This window comes from Synechococcus sp. R55.2 (genome assembly GCF_047462075.1).
Lineage (GTDB): Bacteria > Cyanobacteriota > Cyanobacteriia > Thermostichales > Thermostichaceae > Thermostichus.
Map to the genome: position 1 here is coordinate 1 of NZ_JANSIH010000398.1, position 18,647 is coordinate 18,647.

The 18,647-nt window shown below is 58.4% G+C and carries 15 protein-coding genes; 10 read left to right on the forward strand and 5 right to left on the reverse strand.

Annotated elements, in window-relative coordinates; translation table 11 throughout:
- Nucleotides 1–119: 119 nt before the first annotated feature.
- Nucleotides 120–920 carry a peptidoglycan editing factor PgeF gene (gene pgeF / locus NW838_RS12790; protein WP_414428156.1) on the reverse strand — a complete coding sequence of 267 codons (801 nt, stop codon included), beginning with the start codon at nucleotides 918–920 and terminating at the stop codon, nucleotides 120–122.
- Nucleotides 917–1,348: a DUF3119 family protein gene (locus tag NW838_RS12795; protein ID WP_414428157.1), complete on the reverse strand. Its 432-nt coding sequence runs from the start codon at nucleotides 1,346–1,348 to the stop codon at nucleotides 917–919. Before NW838_RS12795 ends, pgeF begins: the two co-directional genes overlap by 4 nt.
- Before the next feature lie 431 nt (nucleotides 1,349–1,779).
- Here NW838_RS12795 and NW838_RS12800 point away from each other — a divergent pair, with 431 nt between their 5' ends.
- A complete protein-coding gene (locus NW838_RS12800) occupies nucleotides 1,780–2,691 on the forward strand; it encodes a diguanylate cyclase domain-containing protein (RefSeq protein ID WP_414355724.1) in 912 nt (303 codons plus the stop codon).
- A gap of 21 nt (nucleotides 2,692–2,712) precedes the next feature.
- On the opposite strand, the gene gcvH is transcribed toward NW838_RS12800, so the two are convergent.
- A complete protein-coding gene (gcvH, locus tag NW838_RS12805; protein WP_011432013.1) occupies nucleotides 2,713–3,102 on the reverse strand; it encodes a glycine cleavage system protein GcvH in 390 nt (129 codons plus the stop codon).
- Between the two features lie 82 nt (nucleotides 3,103–3,184).
- Nucleotides 3,185–4,090 carry an alpha/beta fold hydrolase gene (locus NW838_RS12810; RefSeq protein ID WP_011432014.1) on the reverse strand — a complete coding sequence of 302 codons (906 nt, stop codon included), beginning with the start codon at nucleotides 4,088–4,090 and terminating at the stop codon, nucleotides 3,185–3,187.
- A 142-nt stretch (nucleotides 4,091–4,232) separates the two neighbouring features.
- On the opposite strand from NW838_RS12810, the gene NW838_RS12815 reads away from it, so the two are divergent.
- On the forward strand, nucleotides 4,233–5,180 hold the full coding sequence (locus NW838_RS12815) for an NAD(P)H-dependent glycerol-3-phosphate dehydrogenase (RefSeq protein WP_414355725.1): 948 nt from the start codon (nucleotides 4,233–4,235) through the stop codon (nucleotides 5,178–5,180).
- 292 nt (nucleotides 5,181–5,472) lie between these two features.
- Complete coding sequence (locus tag NW838_RS12820) at nucleotides 5,473–5,838, forward strand: response regulator (protein WP_414355726.1); 366 nt, start codon at nucleotides 5,473–5,475, stop codon at nucleotides 5,836–5,838.
- Between the two features lie 119 nt (nucleotides 5,839–5,957).
- Here NW838_RS12820 and NW838_RS12825 read toward each other — a convergent pair whose 3' ends face one another.
- Nucleotides 5,958–7,037: a VOC family protein gene (locus NW838_RS12825; protein WP_414355727.1), complete on the reverse strand. Its 1,080-nt coding sequence runs from the start codon at nucleotides 7,035–7,037 to the stop codon at nucleotides 5,958–5,960.
- Between the two features lie 412 nt (nucleotides 7,038–7,449).
- Between NW838_RS12825 and pflB the strand changes: the two genes are divergently transcribed.
- The 7 genes from pflB to NW838_RS12860 all read left to right on the forward strand — a co-directional run bounded on the left by pflB (nucleotide 7,450) and on the right by NW838_RS12860 (nucleotide 18,551).
- Nucleotides 7,450–9,756, forward strand: a complete 2,307-nt coding sequence (gene pflB / locus NW838_RS12830; protein ID WP_414355728.1) for a formate C-acetyltransferase — start codon at nucleotides 7,450–7,452, stop codon at nucleotides 9,754–9,756.
- An 81-nt stretch (nucleotides 9,757–9,837) separates the two neighbouring features.
- The gene (locus NW838_RS12835) at nucleotides 9,838–10,248 is read left to right on the forward strand and encodes a pentapeptide repeat-containing protein (RefSeq protein WP_414428158.1); all 411 of its coding nucleotides are present in this window, start codon (nucleotides 9,838–9,840) and stop codon (nucleotides 10,246–10,248) included.
- A gap of 225 nt (nucleotides 10,249–10,473) precedes the next feature.
- Nucleotides 10,474–11,223 (forward strand): pyruvate formate-lyase-activating protein, encoded by a 750-nt coding sequence (gene pflA, locus NW838_RS12840; RefSeq protein ID WP_414355730.1) that lies wholly within the window; start codon nucleotides 10,474–10,476, stop codon nucleotides 11,221–11,223.
- Between the two features lie 191 nt (nucleotides 11,224–11,414).
- Nucleotides 11,415–11,825: an OsmC family protein gene (locus NW838_RS12845; RefSeq protein ID WP_414343934.1), complete on the forward strand. Its 411-nt coding sequence runs from the start codon at nucleotides 11,415–11,417 to the stop codon at nucleotides 11,823–11,825.
- Between the two features lie 92 nt (nucleotides 11,826–11,917).
- Nucleotides 11,918–14,548: a bifunctional acetaldehyde-CoA/alcohol dehydrogenase gene (gene adhE / locus NW838_RS12850; RefSeq protein ID WP_414428159.1), complete on the forward strand. Its 2,631-nt coding sequence runs from the start codon at nucleotides 11,918–11,920 to the stop codon at nucleotides 14,546–14,548.
- A 10-nt stretch (nucleotides 14,549–14,558) separates the two neighbouring features.
- Nucleotides 14,559–17,369, forward strand: coding sequence for a GNAT family N-acetyltransferase (locus NW838_RS12855; RefSeq protein ID WP_414355732.1), 2,811 nt, complete (start codon nucleotides 14,559–14,561; stop codon nucleotides 17,367–17,369).
- 141 nt (nucleotides 17,370–17,510) lie between these two features.
- Nucleotides 17,511–18,551: a sulfate ABC transporter substrate-binding protein gene (locus tag NW838_RS12860; protein ID WP_414428160.1), complete on the forward strand. Its 1,041-nt coding sequence runs from the start codon at nucleotides 17,511–17,513 to the stop codon at nucleotides 18,549–18,551.
- Nucleotides 18,552–18,647: the final 96 nt, after the last annotated feature.

The window sequence follows — 18,647 nt, forward strand, 5'->3', positions numbered from 1 at the left end:
TCGCTGCATAGTTGAACAGTGATGTTCAGCAGTGTTCAGCGTAAATGTATCAGCCCTGTCTTGAGCGCAATTATAGCCACTACTTCCCGTTCCTCCGGGCAGAACTGGGTCAAGTCTGCCTACGGCCGCAGGCCGATTCCCGACCACTGCACGCAATGACGGCCCTGCTCATCCTTCAGGGATCCATCGCGGCGATAGGAAAAGAAATCTTGGGGCTGGCTGAGGGTGCAATGGGGGCTGACGGCAATGTGTTCAGGGGGGATCCCTTTGGCTTGGGCTTGGGCACCGTTGACCCAGCGCAGATCCAGGCGAACCTTGCCGGGCAGAGGATCGGGCAACAGGGCGGCGCGGGCATCCAGCCCTGGGGGTAGGCTTTGCAGCACCTGCTCCGCCACCTCCTCTGACACCTGATAGACCGACCCCGAAATGGAAGGCCCGATGGCCACGCGGATCCCAGCAGCAGGGATCCCCGCCCGGAGAAACTCCTGCAGCACCTTGGGCAAAATCCCCGCAGCAGTGCCTCTCCACCCGGCGTGAATGGCCGCCACCCATTCTCGACTGGCCACCAAAATCGGCACACAGTCAGCGGTGCAGACCCAGGCAGAATCCCCTTGGCGGCGGGCAATGACCGCATCCGCCTGAGAACGGGTAGAGATCCCTTGACCAACAGAGCAGTCCTGCTCTCCCTTCTGTCCAAGGGTTTCCGTGATCCCATCTGCCCAAACCCAGTTGCAGCCATGCACCTGATGGCCCCACGCGGCCCGTTCAGGGGGCAGTTGCAGCCGAGCGGCCAACTGAGATGGGGGATGGGGATGACCTTGGCGAGAGCCAAAAGCGTGAGGCCACTCCGCCAAAAGCTGACACTCCAGCCAGCGCCATCTCTCTGCCTGCTGCCAAACCCACAAGGCGGAGCCACTCATCGGCGGGAGCTACCCGGACCAGCAATCGGCGGGGATCCTTGAGACCGATGTTGGGCGCGGAGATGGCCCACCCGCTCTTCCAAACACATCTTCAGCTCAGCAGGGTTAAACAGCATCGGCAAAAAATGAATGCTTTTGGTTTCTCGGAAAAAGAACAACACCGGCAGCGGCGGCCAGAAAATTTGCCAATCCTGCCACTCGCTGTAGGGAAACTCGCGGATGCGCTTGGAGCCGCTGTAGACCTGCAGCGCCGTCCTGGTAAAGGCCAGCCCGATCAGAGAGGTCTGCACCATCAAAAACAGGCCGAACAGACCCACCCCCAGCCCCGCCCAAAGCGAAAGCCAGAACAACGGTACCGCCAAAGCCAACACCGACAGGCTGAGGCGAAAATCCGGAGTCAATAGATGGGCAGAATTGGGCCTGATCATGCCCCACTCCTCCTCTCAGGGATCCCAGACCCATTCTAGGCCGCCTCGGCAACTCTTCAGAAGTCAGAGGATCTGTAGGACATAGAGGAGAGAGCCTCTTCTCGAAATCAGGGAACGAGGGGCAAACCGAACCCGTTTTTTGAGTTATCCCGAAAAATACTTGGGATCCTGGGGAAATTGGGGTTTGCCATTGAGCTTCTTCCCACAGCTGGCCGATACAACCGCGCAGGCGGGATGGAATCCTCGCGTAGCTCTCAACTGAGGGCCTCACCGCGTGCGATGGTATACGATAAACTCCAGAGTTCCGCAGGTTTACAGATCAGAACCGGCAAGACGACCCCCATCTACCCAAATGCGCCCTTGGGAAAACCGGCATAATACGGATATAACGAGTGCTTACTGCTAACCCGCACAATTCGTTGGACCTCTCCATGCCTCTCGACCCTCTCTCTCAGTTGCCAGAGGAGCCAACCACTCAGATCCCCTTGGAGTTTTACGAGCGCAGACCCCAGCCTGAGGCAACTGCGGCCTTTCTAACGGTGCTCAGCGGTGCCAATGTGGGCATGACGTTTCCCTTGGCAAGGGGTGGGGTTTTGGGGCGCAGCCACCGCGCGGACATTCAGCTCTTGGATCACGCCGTCTCCCGGCAGCACTGTCGGCTGGAGAGAGAAGATGAAGGTTATGTCCTCACCGACCTGGAGAGCCTCAACGGCACATATGTTAACGGCGAGCGCGTCAGCCGCGTTCTCCTGAAGGATGGAGATTACATTCAAGTGGGGGCCAGCACCCTCAAGTTTGCCTACTACAACGCGGCAGAAGAAGCCTTCTTTTTGCAAATGGCCACTGCTGCCCTCTATGACCCGCTAACCGGTCTGTATAACCGACGTTTTTTCCTGAAGCAACTGGAGCTGGAGATCCCCTTTGCTCTTCGCCATCAAATTCCTCTCCACGTGCTCTACCTGGATTTGGATGGGTTTAAGCAAATCAACGACCGCTGGGGGCACTGGGTTGGGGATCAAACCTTAATCCAGGTGGCGCGGCGATTGCAAGCTCACGTTCGCCAAGATGATCTGGTGGCCCGCTTGGGGGGCGATGAGTTTGCCCTATTGGTGCGTGGGATCCCAAACCCGCAAATCTTGGGGCTGACAGAACGCTTGCGGCAGGCCGTCCAGTCCCTGTCGGTGCAGGTGGAAGCGGAGATCATCTCCCTGAGCTGCAGCGTGGGCATCGCCTCTCTGCTGGAGCTGGAAGAAGGAACTGACCCACAAAGTCTGCTGGCTGCTGCCGACAAAGCCCTCTACCGGGCCAAAGCTGAGGGTGGTAACCGAGAGACTTTCCTGTAGCTCGAGGCCACCTGTTGGGGTTCAGGATCCCTCCACCAAACTGGCGTAGGCTTCGGCACTCATGGTGTCTTCCAAGTCTTCGGGGTTGGCAATGCGCACCTTGATCAGCCAGCCATCGCCATAGGGATCGTCAGCAAGGCTTTCGGGGCTCTCCACCACCGCTGTATTCACGGCCACCACCTCTCCAGAAAGAGGGGCATAGAGATCTTCGACGGCTTTGACCGATTCCACCGAGCCAAAGCTTTCCCCTTTTTCAATCTCTGTCCCTTCTTCGGGCAAGCCCACGAAAACGATATCCCCCAGTTGATCGACGGCATAAGCTGTGATCCCAATCACCGCAATATCATCCTCGACATGGATGTACTCGTGGGTGTCCACGTAGCGCAGATGGGATGGATACTCCAGGGCCATGCCGGTTCTCCCGTAGAATTCAGTGGATTATTCTAGGGTCAACCCTTGAAGATGGTAAAGAGCGGATCCCAAGCCCGGCCCGCTAGAGAAACTCCATCAGCAGCCGATTGACCGTTTGCGGAGCTTCCTGCTGCGCCCAATGGCCGCATTCGGGGATGTACTCCTTGCGCAGGCCGTTGGGGAAAAAGGGATCCATCCCCTCGGTTAGCTCGCGGCTGAGGGCAAAGTCTTCTTCTCCCCAAATCAGCAGGGTGGGGGCGAGGATTTGCCGCATGGGCTGCAAAAACAGGTTCTGCAAAGTGGGCAGGTTAAAAAGCTGGCGGTAGTAGTTGAGGGCAGAGGTGAGAACCTTGGGTTTGGAGAGGGCCTCTTGGTAGAGCTTGAGGTCGTGGCGGGTGAAGGCGCTTTTGCGCACCGAAGTTTCCTGGAAAATGCGGCGCACCCAATCTCCCAAGTCCCATTGCAGCACCCACTCTGGCAGCCAAGGCAATTGAAAAAAGAACAAGTACCAACTGCGGCGCAGTTGATCCAAGTTGCTCAAGAACTCCCGCCGGAAGCAGGCCGGATGGGGAGAATTGAGGACGGCCAGCTTGCGAATCTCCTCAGGGAAAAATTGCGCCCAGTGCCAGGCAATGGCTCCCCCCCAATCGTGGGCTACGACCACCGCTCTTCGGGCCCCAAAGTGGCTTAGCAAGCCGCGGATATCCTCGGTAAGGGTATCCAGGTCATAGCCGTGATCCGGTTTGTCGGAATCGTTGTAGCCGCGCATATCGGGTGCCACCACGCGAAACCGCTGCGCCAACACCGGAATCTGATGCCGCCAGGAGTACCAAAACTCCGGGAAACCGTGCAACAAGATCGCCAGCTCCCCTTCCCCTTGGGTGACATAGTGCAGTTGAATGCCATTGGTAAGGGCATAGCCGTGCTGCCAGGTTCCCATCTTGGCGGCTACCTCAGGAGGAAGACGGGGGATCCCTGCTTCTGCCATGTCGTCTGCTCTCGAGCTAACCCATGATTTGGTATCCACCCATACTAACCTTTGCCGTTGGTCTTCCCTTCGCCGGTGCAGGTTTTTTGAGAGGCATCCTACGAAGAAAGCTTAAGAGAAAGTCTGCGGGTGAACAGATTAGATGAACACTAGCGCAGAAGGCCAAAGCCCAACATCCCCGCAAAGCGTTGCCATTTTGGGAGCCGGGGCTTGGGGAAGTACCCTGGCAATGCTGGCTCAGGGGCAAGGGCACCGGGTGCGGGTTTGGGATCGCCGCAAGGGCCTGGATTTGGCAGAGGTGCTCCAGGGATCCCAAATTCTCATCTCAGCCGTCTCTATGGCGGGGGTGCGCCCTGTGGTGGAAGCAGTGCGCCAGGTGGGGATCCCACCGCAGGCAATTTTGGTCTCGGCCACCAAAGGGTTGGATCCACTGCAGCTTCTGACCCCTACCCAAATTTGGGGGGCCACCTTCCCGGAGCAGCCCCTGGTGGTGCTCTCGGGGCCTAATCTTTCGGCGGAGATCCGCCAAGGCTTGCCGGCAGCAGCAGTGGTGGCCAGCCGGGATCCCTGGGCCGCTGTGCAGGTGCAGTATGCCCTTTCCTCGGAGCGGTTCCGCCTCTATACCAGCAGCGATCCGCTGGGAGTGGAGCTAGGCGGCACCCTGAAAAATGTTATCGCCATCGCTGTTGGCGTGTGTGATGGCTTGCAACTGGGGGCCAATGCTCGTGCGGCTCTGGTTACCCGCGGCCTGGCAGAGATGATCCGGGTGGGATCCAAGCTGGGGGCACGGGCAGAAACCTTCAACGGCCTGTCGGGGTTGGGGGATCTGCTGGCCACCTGTCACAGTTCCCTCAGTCGCAACTACCGGGTGGGCTACGGGCTGGGCCAGGGCAAGCCTTTGTCGCAGATTTTGGCCGAAATGGAGGGTACTGCCGAGGGCGTTTACACAGCTCCGGTCGTTGTAAAAATTGCCGCCCAACACGGGATCCCCGTGCCCATTACTCAAGAGGTTCACCAGTTGCTGCAAGGGCAGACCACTCCCACCGCCGCTCTCGCCCGCCTGATGGAACGACAACTGACCTCAGAATAGGCTGCCCTCCCCCCCGGCCCCTCTCCCAAAGGAGGAGAGGAGTTTGGGCTACCTGGCATAACCGCAAATCTACGGATGAGGAAAGTTGTTCCGCACTCTATCAGGATTTTTGCAGAGCAGGGAGATCCCAGAATGAGCGATTTGGCGGAGTTTTTTTTTCCAGAGTTTCCCTATGCTGCAGCTGTAGTTCTTCGACTTGTTCTTGCATCAACTCGGATCTCTCTGGCTCCGGGAAGGCGGACAGTAGGCCCGACAGGTTGGGCCAGGTCTTTGTTTAATTTTTTACAAAGTTATGTCCAAACGCATCCTGGTGATTGAAGACGAACCCTCTATCCGTACCTACCTGCAGAAGGTGTTGCAAAGAGCGGGGTACGACGCGGTGGCGGCCACCGATGGAGAGGAGGGTTTGCAGATGGTGCGCACGCTGATGCCGGACTTGGTGTTGTGCGATGTGGTGATGCCCAAGCTGAACGGCTATGGGGTGCTGGATGCTCTGAGATGGGATCAGTCCACGGCTCACATCCCCTTTGTCTTTCTCTCCTCGAAAATCTCTCCCGAAGAGATTGAACAGGGGTTATGCTTTGGCTCCGATGCCTATTTGACGAAGCCCGTTGACCAAAAACACCTGTTGAAAGCCGTTGCTGCCCAATTGTCTTGAGTTGACCGCCTTCCGCATACCCGAACGGTCGGCTGGAAACTCTGGGTGCAGTTGTGTTGATTGAACTGGAGACATTCCCCTAGTGCTCCCACCGGATCCCCAGAGCGTTGACGAGGGTGTTAACAGGCCCGAGCCTTCTGCCGTTGTCGCTGTTGGCGTTCTAGAGCTTCAAACAGGGCTTGAAAATTGGCTTCGCCAAAGCCTGTGGCTCCACCCAATCGTTGGATGACCTCGAAAAAAAACGTGGGCCGACCAAACAGAGGCTGAGTGAAGGTTTGCAACAACAGGGGGGGGTGTGGGGAATCAGAAGCAGGCAAGGTGGCATCCAAAAGGAGCTGCTGCTCCACCAAGTCGTGCCAGGAGATGGCGGGGGGCAACCCACCAGAACGGAGTATTGCTCCAGAAGCCAGCTCCCTTGCCAGGTTTGTGTAATACTCCGACGGCACCTGCAGAAAGTTTACGCCCCCCTGTCGCAGCCGGCGCACACCGGCAACGATATCCGAGCTATGCAACGCCGCATGTTGCAGGCCGGGGCCACGATGGGCATCCAAAAACTCTTGAATCTGGGAAGCGGCACAGGTGGGCTCGTTGATGGCCAATTGGATCCCTGCTTCAGGATCTCCCACCACCACACTTTCTAGGCCGGAGTTGTCGGTGCGGATGCTGTAGCGATACAAAGGCCGCCAACCCAGCACCTGCCCATACCAATCCGCTGCCGCCTGCAGGGATCCCCGCTCCACATTCAACACCACATGATCCCAGTGGGAAAACAAGTTCTCCTCGGCGGGAGCTGAATCGAGGATCCCTGAGCTGGGGATCAAAGAATGCCTGAGTCCATAAGGAGTGCGCAGGCACAGAGCAGGGCAGCCTTCGTCTTCTGCCGGGATCCACTCCACTTGGGCTCCTCGCCTCTGCAAAAGCTCTGCCAAGCCCGACAGCTCTTGCTCCCCCACCGCTAAGGCCACATCCACCACGCCAGGGGAATGTTGCTGTAAATAGCGATCCACCTCATCCCCAGGGCAAGCAGGCTGAGACAGGCGCAAGCGCAGGGATCCCTGACGCAGACAGAGGGTGCTGCCGAGCTGTCCTTCCACCCGGAAGCCCCAAACCTGACAAAAGTGTTCCTGCCAACGGGGCAGATCCCAAAGATAGAAGTGCAGGTGGTGGATCCCTTGGACGATTCGATTGGACTGGTTCATAGAGCAAAGCACTGCTAACGCGAACGTCGAGTGTCCTGACGTTCTCACGGCAACAGGCGACCTGGGCCGCCCTACCTCAGCATAGGCCCGCCATTTGCCGATGGAAAAGCGTAAAACAACATTAAGAAGGCATTAAGACAGTGTTAAAAAATAGGATAAAAATAAGATTAAAAAACCACGCGACCGAAAATATCCTCAGAGCGCAAGGGACTAAAATTGGATTAGGCGAGGTGTATTTAGAACGCCTAAAAAAGAAACAGAAGAGTTGCTAAAAGCCCTTCGTAGGATCCCTGGAAGCCTTGCAGAGATTGGGTAGTTCTTTGGCTCTTTTTTAAGCCTGCGTGGGGCAACTGCCGAGGTGTCACCTCGCCTTGTCGATAGATTATCAGGCGTAACAGCCGGGAGGATGGTTATGGTTGCCAGTGTGCAGCGTTCTGTAGCATCACCTACAGAATTGAAGGCGCAACCAAGGACGGGATCCAACGCAGACGGTCAAAGAATTTTGAGCGATTTTGCGCCGGGATCCTGGCAGCGCTGCATCGATGTCAGAGACTTTATTCAACGGAATTACACCCCCTACACCGGCGATGAAACCTTTTTAGCTGCAGCCACCGAGCGCACCCAGCGGCTGTGGGCCAAGGTCAAGGATTTGATGGCTCTGGAGCGAGAGCGAGGGATCCTGGACGCCGATACCGCCGTTCCCTCTACCATCACCAGCCACGCCCCTGGCTACATCGACCCAGAGTTGGAACAGATTGTGGGGCTGCAGACGGACAAGCCTCTAAAGCGGGCCATCCTGCCCTTTGGCGGCATCCGCGTGGTGGAGTCTTCCCTCAAAGCCTATGGCTATGAGCTGGATCCGCGCACCAAGGAAATCTTCACCCAGTACCGCAAAACCCACAACGACGGCGTTTTCGATGCCTACACCGAAGAGATGCGCCGCTGCCGCCGCTCTGGGATCATCACCGGCCTGCCGGATGCCTACGGTCGGGGTCGCATCATCGGGGACTACCGGCGGGTGGCCCTCTACGGGGTGGATCGGCTCATCGAAGACAAGCAGGCCCAAAAAGCCAGCCTAGACCTGGACACGATGGACGAAGAGACCATCCGCCTGCGGGAGGAGCTCTCCGAGCAGATCAAAGCCCTGCAAGAGCTGAAAGAGATGGGATCCCGCTACGGGTTTGACCTGGGCCGTCCGGCGGCCAACGCCCGCGAAGCCATCCAATGGCTGTACCTGGCCTACTTGGCAGCGGTCAAGGAGCAAAACGGGGCAGCCATGTCCTTGGGGCGGGTGTCCACCTTCCTGGACATCTACATCGAGCGGGATCTGCAGGCCGGGATCCTCACCGAAGAAGAAGCGCAGGAGCTCATCGACCACTTCGTCATGAAGCTGCGCATGGTGCGGTTTTTGCGCACCCCTGAATACAACGAGCTGTTCAGCGGGGATCCCACCTGGGTTACCGAGTGCATCGGCGGCATGGGCCTGGATGGGCGGCCTTTGGTTACCAAAACCAGCTTCCGCATGCTGCACACCCTTTACAACCTGGGGCCGGCGCCAGAGCCCAACTTGACCGTGCTTTGGTCGGAGCGGCTGCCGGAAGCCTTCAAGCGCTACTGCGCCAAGGTCTCCATCGAAACCAGCTCCATCCAGTACGAAAACGACGACTTGATGCGCCCCTACTGGGGGGATGACTACGGCATCGCCTGCTGTGTGTCGGCCATGCGCATCGGCAAGCAGATGCAGTTTTTTGGAGCGCGGGTGAACTTGGCCAAGTGCCTGCTCTACGCCATCAACGGCGGTCGGGACGAGATCTCCGGCGAGCAGGTGGCCCCGGCCTATGCCCCCATCACCGCCGACGTGCTGGAGTACGACGAGGTGTGGCCGCGCATGGCGCAGATGATGGCCTGGCTGGCCAAAACCTACGTCAACACCATGAACATCATCCACTACATGCACGACAAGTACTGCTACGAGCGCCTGGAGATGGCCCTCCACGACCGGGACATCCTGCGCACGATGGCCTTTGGGCTGGCCGGCCTGTCGGTAACTGCCGACTCCCTGTCTGCCATCAAATACGCGCGGGTACGGGCCATCCGGGATGAGCGGGGCCTAGTGGTGGATTACGCGGTGGAGGGCGACTTCCCCAAATACGGCAACAACGACGACCGAGTTGACTCCATTGCGGTGCAACTGGTGCAGACCTTCATGGCGGAGCTGCGCAAGCACAAGACCTACCGCAATGCGGTGCCCACCCAGTCCATCCTCACCATCACCTCCAACGTGGTCTACGGCAAGAAAACCGGCAATACTCCCGATGGGCGGCGAGCGGGCGAACCCTTTGCCCCAGGGGCCAACCCCATGCACGGCCGGGACACCAAGGGGGCGGTGGCGTCGCTGGCTTCGGTGGCCAAGCTGCCCTACGACGACGCTCTGGATGGGATCTCCAACACCTTCTCGATTGTGCCGGCGGCCCTAGGTCGCACAGCGGAGGAGCGGGTTGCCAATCTAGTGGGGCTGCTGGATGGCTACATGCGGGATGGCGGTTTCCACCTCAACGTCAATGTTCTCAACCGCGAGACCCTGCTGCATGCCATGGAGCACCCGGAGCTCTACCCACAGCTCACCATCCGGGTTTCCGGCTATGCGGTGAACTTCATCAAGCTCACCCGCGAGCAGCAACTGGATGTCATTAACCGCACGTTCCATCAACACTGCTAAAAGACCAGCCTGGGGATCCCTGAAGTCCGCCCATACCGGGGTCGATGGAAGGGATCCCCCATCGATAACCGAGGAGGCCCGATGACGATGACTGTTTGTAGCGCTGCGGATCTGGTCAGCCAGTATGCCTCAGGACGGCGCGATTTTCGGGAGATCGATTTGCAAGGGGCTAACCTGCAGGGGATCCATTTGGCTGGCGCCGATCTCAGCTATGCCGATTTCAGTGGGGCCAACTTGGCGGGGGCTAATTTGCGGGGGTGCGATCTCAGTTTTGCCGACTTCAGCGGAGCCAACCTATTGGGAGCCGATCTGCGGGGATGTCTCCTCTTTGGCAGCGATTTTCGAGAGGCCCTCTTAGAAGGCGCCCTGCTGGATCACGCAGATGTCGATGCCTATACCCATTTCCCGAAGGATTTTGATCCCAAGGCCCACCGCCTGCACGGCATCACGGTGGATACCTCCGTGCCTAGCCCACACGACCCATCGGTCTGAGCTGGGTGGGATCCCCAAGCTGCCCTTTCGGCTTTTTATCCCCCTTTCTCCCTTCCAGCCAGGATAGCAGCGGTCTAGCTAAAAGACCCTAGGGATCTAAAAAAATCTAGTCCCAACCTAATCCAAAGAGAAATGGAAACTGTGTTCTATTTAACCTGAGTTAGCAATCTGGAAGAAAACCTCAAGATTGATTGATATTTTGCAAAAGTCATCCAGGATAAAAGTATGGATACCGTTATGAACCCCCTGACACCAATTGCTGGGCGCATTCACTCGGTGGAAACCTGTGGCACCGTCGATGGGCCAGGAATCCGCTTCGTAATTTTTACACAGGGTTGTCCACTTCGCTGTTTGTATTGCCACAACCCTGACTGTCGGGATCCGGAGGCGGGACAGCTTGTTACGGTTGAGTCTTTAATTGCCGAGATCCAACGTTACAAGAATTACTTGCGAGAGGGGGGAGTTACGGCTACCGGGGGAGAGCCTTTGCTGCAACCCACCTTTGTAGCTGAGATCTTCCGTCGCTGTCATGAGTTGGGCTTGCACACGGCTTTGGATACTTCTGGCTATGGGCAACTGGAAGCAGCCAAGCCTGTGTTGGAGCATACAGATTTGGTGTTGCTGGATATCAAGTCTTATCTGCCGGAGCTGTATCGAAAGGTCACCGGTGTTTCGCTAGAACCCACTCTTAATCTGGCCCGCTATTTAGACCAGATCCACAAGCCTACCTGGATTCGTTTTGTGCTGGTTCCCGGCTTGACGGATCCCGAAGAAAACATAAAGGGTTTGGCTCAGTTTGTGGCGACGCTTTCTAACGTTGAGCGGGTAGAAGTTTTGCCCTTTCACAAGATGGGGGAATACAAATGGCAGCAATTGGGATTGCCTTACACCCTTGCCGATGTCGATCCACCCACACCCGAACAGGTGAATCACGCCTTACAAATCTTTCGGGATCAAGGACTGGTAGCTATTTGACAATTCTGCAGTTGCGGCTTGGGTCAGCATAGCCAGGTCACGCTTAGATCCGAAGTGATTCACAGTTAATCTCTAAAATCTCTGCACCGTCTCCAGATTGGCCCTGAGCTGACTGGAATCCAAGTTGATCCCCAGGCTAACTTTACGGACTCTATGTGAACTGAAGAATACCCCAAGAGGAGGGATCCCCAATGGAAGTTTGCGTCACCTACCGCGATGGTGTTCAGTTCCAAGCGGAAAGCCGAGGGCACCGCATTCTCAGCGACCAGCCTTTGGACAATCACGGTCGAGATCAGGGAATGACGCCGCCGGAATGGTTTCTGGCTTCTCTGGGCGCCTGTGTTGGTTTTTATGCCGTCAAATATCTGGAAGCTCGGCAGTTGGATCCCAGTGGACTAGAGGTGGTGGTCACGGCGGAGAAAGTTGAGCATCCGGCTCGCCTAGACAACATTCACATTCGTGTAAAAACTGGGATCCCGCTGGACGGAAGGCATCAAAAGGGGCTGGAAAAAGCAGTTGATGCCTGCATCATTCACAATACGCTCACCCATCCCCCCACCCTGACCACCGAAATCCAAGTTCCTGCTCCTGTTGGCGCCTAGATTGCCATTCGGGTTATTCGACTATTTCCAACTATCCGATTGTCAATTGTTCCTATCGTCTAAGTCTTGATGAGTTTTGGAGGGATCCACCGATGCCAGTGACCCATCTAGCCGAGCTGGAAACCTTGATCCAGCAGGTGAAGGCTGCCCAAGCTGAATATGCAACTTTCACCCAAGAACAGGTAGACCGGATTTTTCACAAAGCCGCTCTGGCTGCCAACAACGAACGGATCCCGTTGGCCAAGCTGGCGGTACAGGAAACCGGCATGGGCATTGTGGAAGACAAGGTGATCAAAAATCACTTTGCCTCGGAATACATTTACAACAAATACAAACACGAGAAAACCTGCGGGGTTATCGAGCGGGATGAGAGCTTTGGCTACGAGAGAATTGCTGAACCGGTGGGTCTTTTGGCAGGTATTGTGCCGGTAACCAACCCTACCTCGACGACAATTTTCAAGGCTCTGATCACCCTCAAAACCCGCAACGGCATTATCTTTTCTCCCCACCCGCGGGCTAAACAATGCACCATTGCCGCGGCCAAAGTGGTCAGAGAAGCTGCCGAGGCAGCGGGCGCTCCTGTGGGGTTGATCGGCTGGATCGACGAGCCCACCATCGAGCTTTCTCAGGCCTTAATGCAGCATCCTGAGGTGAAGCTGATCTTGGCTACCGGCGGGCCTGGCATGGTCAAAGCGGCCTATTCTTCGGGCCACCCGTCTTTGGGGGTGGGAGCGGGCAATACCCCGGCAGTGATCGATGCCAGTGCCGACATCCCCACAGCCGTCAGCTCGATTCTGTTGAGCAAGACCTTCGACAACGGCATGATCTGTGCCTCAGAACAGGCAGTGGTGGTGGTGGATGCCATCTACGAGCAGGTCAAGGCCGAGTTTCGCCATCGGGGGGCCTACATTTTGGATCTGGAACAAACCGAAGCAGTGCGCCGCATCCTTCTCAAAGACGGTCGCCTCAATCCGGCCATTGTGGGCCAACCGGTGCAAACCATCGCCACCCTGGCCGGGATCCAGGTTCCCGAAGGTGCCAAGCTGTTGATCGGGGAAGTGGAGAAGGTGGGGCCTGAGGAGCCCTTCTCCTACGAAAAATTGGCCCCCATCTTGGCCCTCTACCGAGCCAAGGATTTTCACGCTGCTGTGGAAGTGGCCGTTCAACTGGTCAATTTCGGGGGCAGGGGGCATACCTCTGTTTTGTACACAGATCCCGCCAATCGAGACGATATTGCCTACTTTGAGAATGCCCTACAAACGGCGCGAGTGTTGATCAATACTCCCTCTTCCCAGGGGGCAATCGGGGATCTCTACAACTTCAAGCTGGATCCCTCTCTGACCTTGGGCTGTGGCACTTGGGGGGGCAACTCTGTCTCCGACAATGTGGGGCCGCATCACCTGCTCAACCTCAAAACCGTGACCCAACGCCGGGAAAACATGCTCTGGTTTCGGATCCCGCCCAAGATTTACTTCAAGCCCGGATGTCTACCCATTGCTCTGCGGGAATTGGCCGGCAAAAAACGCGCCTTTTTGGTGACCGATAAGCCGCTCTTTGAACTGGGCATGTTGCATCCCATCACCCAGGTTTTGGATGAGATTCGCGTGAGCTGGGATGTGTACCACGATGTAGAGCCGGATCCCACCCTCAGCAACGTCAATCGCGGTCTGGAGCAGTTGCGCCAGTTTCAACCGGATGTGATTATTGCGGTCGGCGGGGGATCCCCGATGGATGCGGCCAAGGTGATGTGGCTGATGTACGAGCAGCCCCAGGTGGAGTTTGATGGCTTGGCGATGCGCTTTATGGACATCCGCAAGCGGGTTTACGAGCTGCCCCCACTGGGACAAAAAGCTCAGCTCATCTGCATCCCCACCACTTCCGGCACCGGCTCCGAGGTGACGCCCTTTGCCGTGGTGACCGATGACCGGGTGGGGATCAAATACCCGCTGGCGGACTACGCCCTCACCCCCACCATGGCCATTGTGGATCCGGATCTCACCTTAAAGATGCCCAAGAAGCTAACGGCTTACGGCGGCATCGATGCCCTCACCCATGCTCTGGAAGCCTATGTGTCGGTGATGGCCAGCGATTTTACCGATGGGCTGGCCCTGCAGGCCATCAAGCTCCTGATGACCTACCTGCCGCGGGCCTACGAGAAGGGCGCCGAGGATCCCGAAGCGCGGGAAAAAGTCCACTACGCCGCCACCATTGCCGGCATGGCCTTTGCCAACGCCTTTTTGGGGGTGTGCCACTCCCTGGCCCACAAGCTGGGATCCACCTTCCATCTGCCCCACGGCCTGGCCAATGCCCTGATGATCACCCACGTCATCCGCTACAACGCCACCGACGCCCCCTTTAAGCAGGCCATCTTTCCCCAATACCGCTATCCCAACGCCAAGCACCGCTACGCGGAAATTGCCGATTACCTACAGTTGGGCGGGGCGGATGACGATGAAAAGGTCATGCGCCTGATTGAGGCCATCGAAGAGCTCAAGCGGAAACTGGAGATCCCGGCCACCATTCGCGAGGCCCTGGGCGAGAAGGAGCGGGAGTTCTACGACCGTCTGGAGACCATGGCGGAGCAAGCCTTTGACGACCAGTGCACCGGCGCCAACCCCCGCTATCCCCTCATTCAGGACATGAAGGAGCTGTACGTCCTGGCCTATCAGGGCTGCCGGGTGGATTCTGCTCTCTACCACCAGCCGGAACCAGTGTTGGCCTAAGGAGTAGGGTATGTGGCAACGACTGGATCCCAGTGTGGATATCTGGAGGGCCCGATCCCATCCCCTGAATCCCATTTTTCTGCCCCGTTCGGTGGCGGTGGTGGGGGCCACGGAGCGGGAGGGCAGTGTGGGGCGGACGGTGTTGTGGAACCTCATCAGCCACCCCTTTGGCGGCACGGTCTACCCCGTCAATCCCAAGCGGCACCAGGTGTTGGGGATCCGGGCCTATGAGCGGCTTTCCGCTTTGCCGGAGCCAGTGGATCTGGCTATTATTGCCATTCCGGCAGCGGGAGTGCCCGAGGTGGTGCAAGAGTGTGTGGAAGTGGGGGTCAAGGGTGCCATCATCCTCTCGGCAGGCTTCAAGGAAACGGGCCCTGCTGGCTGGGAGCTGGAGAAGCAAATTCAGCAGACTATCCAATCGCGTCAGCGGGACGGAGTCCTTGGGAAGCTGCGCTTGATTGGCCCCAACTGCCTAGGGATCCAAAACCCCCACACGGGCTTAAACGCCACCTTTGCTGCCCAGATGGCCCGGCCCGGCAATGTGGGCTTCATCAGCCAAAGTGGGGCCCTGTGCACCTCGATCCTGGACTGGAGCCTGCAGGAAAATGTGGGCTTCAGTGCCTTTATCTCTCTGGGATCGATGCTGGATGTGGGCTGGGGAGACTTAATCGACTACTTGGGCGAGGATCCCCATACCCACAGCATTGTCTTGTACATGGAATCCATCGGGGATGCCCGCTCTTTTCTGTCCGCGGCCCGAGAGGTGGCCCTGAGCAAGCCCATCATTGTCATCAAGGCGGGGCGCACCCAGGCGGCAGCCCAAGCAGCCGCTTCCCACACGGGCTCCCTCACCGGCAGCGACGCAGTGTTGGATGCGGCCTTCCGCCGTTGCGGCGTGCTGCGGGTGGATCACATTGAAGATCTCTTCGACCTGGCGGAGGTGCTGGCCAAACAGCCCCGTCCTCAGGGCCCTCACCTGACCATCCTCACCAATGCCGGCGGGCCAGGGGTGCTGGCCACCGATGCCCTCATCCGCGCCGGGGGATCCCTGGCCCAGCTCTCCCCCCAAACCCTGGAGCAGCTTAACCAGCTCTTGCCCCCCCACTGGAGCCACGGCAATCCCATTGATATTTTGGGGGACGCAGATCCGGAGCGCTTTGCCCAAGTTTTGGAAGTGGTGTTGCGGGATCCCGGCAGCCAGGGCTGTCTGGTCATCCTCACCCCCCAAGCCATGACGGATCCCACCCGCACGGCTGAGAAAGTGGTGGAGACCTGGCGGCGCAGCGGATCCCGGCAGCCCATTCTGGCCAGTTGGATGGGGGGAGCTGGCGTGGATGTCGGCGAGCAGATCCTCAACCAGGCCGGGATCCCTACCTACCGCTACCCGGATCAAGCGGCGCGGGTGTTCGGCTATTTGTGGCGATTTAGCTACAACCTCAAGGCCCTCTACGAGACCCCCACTCTGCCCCCTTCAACAGCGGTAGAGCGCGACAAGGTGCAGCAAACCTTTAGCCAAGCTCGGCGGGAAGGTCGAACGCTTCTAACCGAGGCGGAGTCCAAAGAGATCCTGGCCGCCTACGGGATCCCGGTGGTGCCGACGCGGGTGGCTGAGAGTCCCGAAGCGGCGGTGGAAGCTGCCGAGGCTATGGGCTACCCGGTGGTGGTGAAACTCTACTCCCACACCCTCACCCACAAGACCGAGGTGGGTGGCGTGCAGCTCAACCTGCCCGATGCCGAGGTGGTGCGGCGGGCTTTTGGGCAAATTTACCGCAACGTTACCGAAAAAGCGGGGCCCGAGCACTTCCAGGGGGTCACGGTGCAGCCCTTTGTGGCAGCGGGACAAAGTCCTTTGGTGGGCACGGATGGCTACGAGCTGATCTTGGGCAGCAGCCAGGATCCCCAATTTGGGCCGGTGTTGCTGTTTGGCAGTGGCGGACAACTGGTGGAGGTGTTTCAAGATCGCTCCATTGGCCTTCCCCCCCTCAACACCACCTTGGCGCGGCGCCTGATGGAAAACACCCTCATCTACAAGGCCCTCAGGGGGGTACGCGGACGCCCAGCTGTCGATCTGGAGGCCCTGGAACAGCTCTTGGTGCGCTTTAGCCAACTGGTGGCCGAACAGCAGGACATCCGAGAAATTGACATCAACCCGCTGCTGGCTTCTGCCAAGGGGTTGGTGGCCCTCGATGCCCGCGTTATTTTGCGAACGGAGCAGGATCCCCAGGTGCCTTTGGCCATCCGCCCCTACCCCACCCAGTACATCTGGCCCTTCCGGGACGGCATCACCATCCGCCCCATCCGCCCCGAAGATGAGCCTCTGGTGATCGATTTTCACCGCCACGTCTCCGATTACAGCGTCTATCTGCGCTACTTCCACCCGATCAAATACAGCGCCCGCATCGCCCACGAGCGCCTTACCCGCATTTGCTTTAACGATTACGACCGCGAGATTGCCTTAGTAGCAGAAAAACAGGAGCCAGAGGCCAATCGCGTCAGCGGGACGAAGTCCTTAATCCTCGGCATCAGCCGCCTCTCCAGAAAACATGGCTTTCCCCAAGAAGCAGAGTTTGCCATGCTGGTGGCGGATCCCTACCAACGGCAAGGGATTGGCACGGAGCTGTTGACCCGCCTCATCCAGGTGGCCCGCTGCGAAGGGATCCAGCGCCTCACCGGCGAGGTTCTTGGCGAAAACGAGGCGATGCGCCGCCTGTGTCAGCGGCTGGGGTTCCAGTTGCACCCTTCTCCAGAGGATCCTGGCATTCTCAAGGCCACGCTGGATCTCGCTGTCGATGCGGCGATCCCCACCCCCTGTCCTGCCTAGGGATCCTTAAATAAAAACGGTTTGCCGACCGGCTTACCGTAGAATAGGAACAAGGGCCTGCTCCTTCCGCCTACAGCAAGCGGAGCCCCTCTGTCGGAGAGAGGCTGGGGGCGAGGGCGGCCCGAGGTTTTGAGGACGGCTATGGAGGTTACAAAGACAGGCGGGATCCAGAGGCTGCTGGCGAGCGGGGGACGGTGGCTGGGGATGGGATCCCTGCTGCTCTGCCTTCTGCTTGGCCTTGGCGGCTGTGGCCGAGGGGGGGGATTGCAGGGGGAAGTCAGGATCCTCCTCGCTTCTTTTGCGGTGACGCGGGATGCCTACCGGCAGATCATCCCTGCTTTTGAGGCCGATTGGCTGGCGAAAACGGGGCAACGGGTGCGCGTAGAAAGCAGCTACGGCGGCTCAGCAACGCAATCGCGGGCGGTCATCAACGGGCTGGATGCCGATGTGGTGGCCTTGGCTCTGGCCCTGGATGTGGAGCGCATCGTGGCTGCCGGTCTCATTCAGCCGGGGTGGGAAGCCCGCACCCCCAACCAAGGGATCGTCACCCGCTCGGTGGCGGTGATTGTGACGCGGGAGGGCAACCCCCAGGGGATCCGCTCTTGGCAAGATCTGGCTCGGCCCGGCTTGCAGGTGGTTACCGCCAACCCCAAGACCTCAGGGGGCGCCCGCTGGAACTTTTTAGCCCTCTGGAGCGCTGTCCCTGAACCCCAGGCTCTGGCCTTCACCACCCAGGTCTACAAAAATGTCCGTATTTTGCCGCGGGACTCGCGGGAGGCCACCGATGTTTTTTTCCAGAAAGGGCAAGGGGATGCCCTGATTACCTACGAACATGAGGTGATCCTGGCGGGCTTGCGCGGCCAATCCCTGTCCTATGTGGTGCCCGACCCCAACATTTCCATCGACAACCCCGTAGCCGTGGTGGATGCCAATGTGGATCGCAAAGGTACCCGTGCCGTGGCCGAAGCCTTTGTGGACTACCTATTCACCCCAGAAGCGCAGCGGGCCTTTGCCGAGGTGGGCTTTCGCCCGGTGGAGCCGACGGTGGCCCAAGAGTTTGCCTGGCGTTACCCTCCTGTTGAGAAGCGGGTTACCGTCGCCGACCTGGGCGGATGGGAGGTTGTCCAAAGCCGCTTTTTTGCCGATGGGGCCTTGTTTGACCGCATCCAAGCTCAGTTGTAGGGAGTCTCCCTTGTTTTGGATCCCCATTCAAGTTATCTTGGGAGCTATATCAACGGTTTGTTGACAGGTTTACCGTAGATTAGCCGCGGGTTTAAC

What these genes read in the sequence shown, in the direction of transcription:
- pgeF (WP_414428156.1), bottom strand. Translation starts at nt 920, where the DNA reads ATGAGTGGCTCCGCCTTGTGGGTTTGGCAGCAGGCAGAGAGATGGCGC.
- NW838_RS12795 (WP_414428157.1), bottom strand. Translation starts at nt 1,348, where the DNA reads ATGATCAGGCCCAATTCTGCCCATCTATTGACTCCGGATTTTCGCCTC.
- NW838_RS12800 (WP_414355724.1), top strand. Translation starts at nt 1,780, where the DNA reads ATGCCTCTCGACCCTCTCTCTCAGTTGCCAGAGGAGCCAACCACTCAG.
- gcvH (WP_011432013.1), bottom strand. Translation starts at nt 3,102, where the DNA reads ATGGCCCTGGAGTATCCATCCCATCTGCGCTACGTGGACACCCACGAG.
- NW838_RS12810 (WP_011432014.1), bottom strand. Translation starts at nt 4,090, where the DNA reads ATGGCAGAAGCAGGGATCCCCCGTCTTCCTCCTGAGGTAGCCGCCAAG.
- NW838_RS12815 (WP_414355725.1), top strand. Translation starts at nt 4,233, where the DNA reads ATGAACACTAGCGCAGAAGGCCAAAGCCCAACATCCCCGCAAAGCGTT.
- NW838_RS12820 (WP_414355726.1), top strand. Translation starts at nt 5,473, where the DNA reads ATGTCCAAACGCATCCTGGTGATTGAAGACGAACCCTCTATCCGTACC.
- NW838_RS12825 (WP_414355727.1), bottom strand. Translation starts at nt 7,037, where the DNA reads ATGAACCAGTCCAATCGAATCGTCCAAGGGATCCACCACCTGCACTTC.
- pflB (WP_414355728.1), top strand. Translation starts at nt 7,450, where the DNA reads ATGGTTGCCAGTGTGCAGCGTTCTGTAGCATCACCTACAGAATTGAAG.
- NW838_RS12835 (WP_414428158.1), top strand. Translation starts at nt 9,838, where the DNA reads ATGACGATGACTGTTTGTAGCGCTGCGGATCTGGTCAGCCAGTATGCC.
- pflA (WP_414355730.1), top strand. Translation starts at nt 10,474, where the DNA reads ATGGATACCGTTATGAACCCCCTGACACCAATTGCTGGGCGCATTCAC.
- NW838_RS12845 (WP_414343934.1), top strand. Translation starts at nt 11,415, where the DNA reads ATGGAAGTTTGCGTCACCTACCGCGATGGTGTTCAGTTCCAAGCGGAA.
- adhE (WP_414428159.1), top strand. Translation starts at nt 11,918, where the DNA reads ATGCCAGTGACCCATCTAGCCGAGCTGGAAACCTTGATCCAGCAGGTG.
- NW838_RS12855 (WP_414355732.1), top strand. Translation starts at nt 14,559, where the DNA reads ATGTGGCAACGACTGGATCCCAGTGTGGATATCTGGAGGGCCCGATCC.
- NW838_RS12860 (WP_414428160.1), top strand. Translation starts at nt 17,511, where the DNA reads ATGGAGGTTACAAAGACAGGCGGGATCCAGAGGCTGCTGGCGAGCGGG.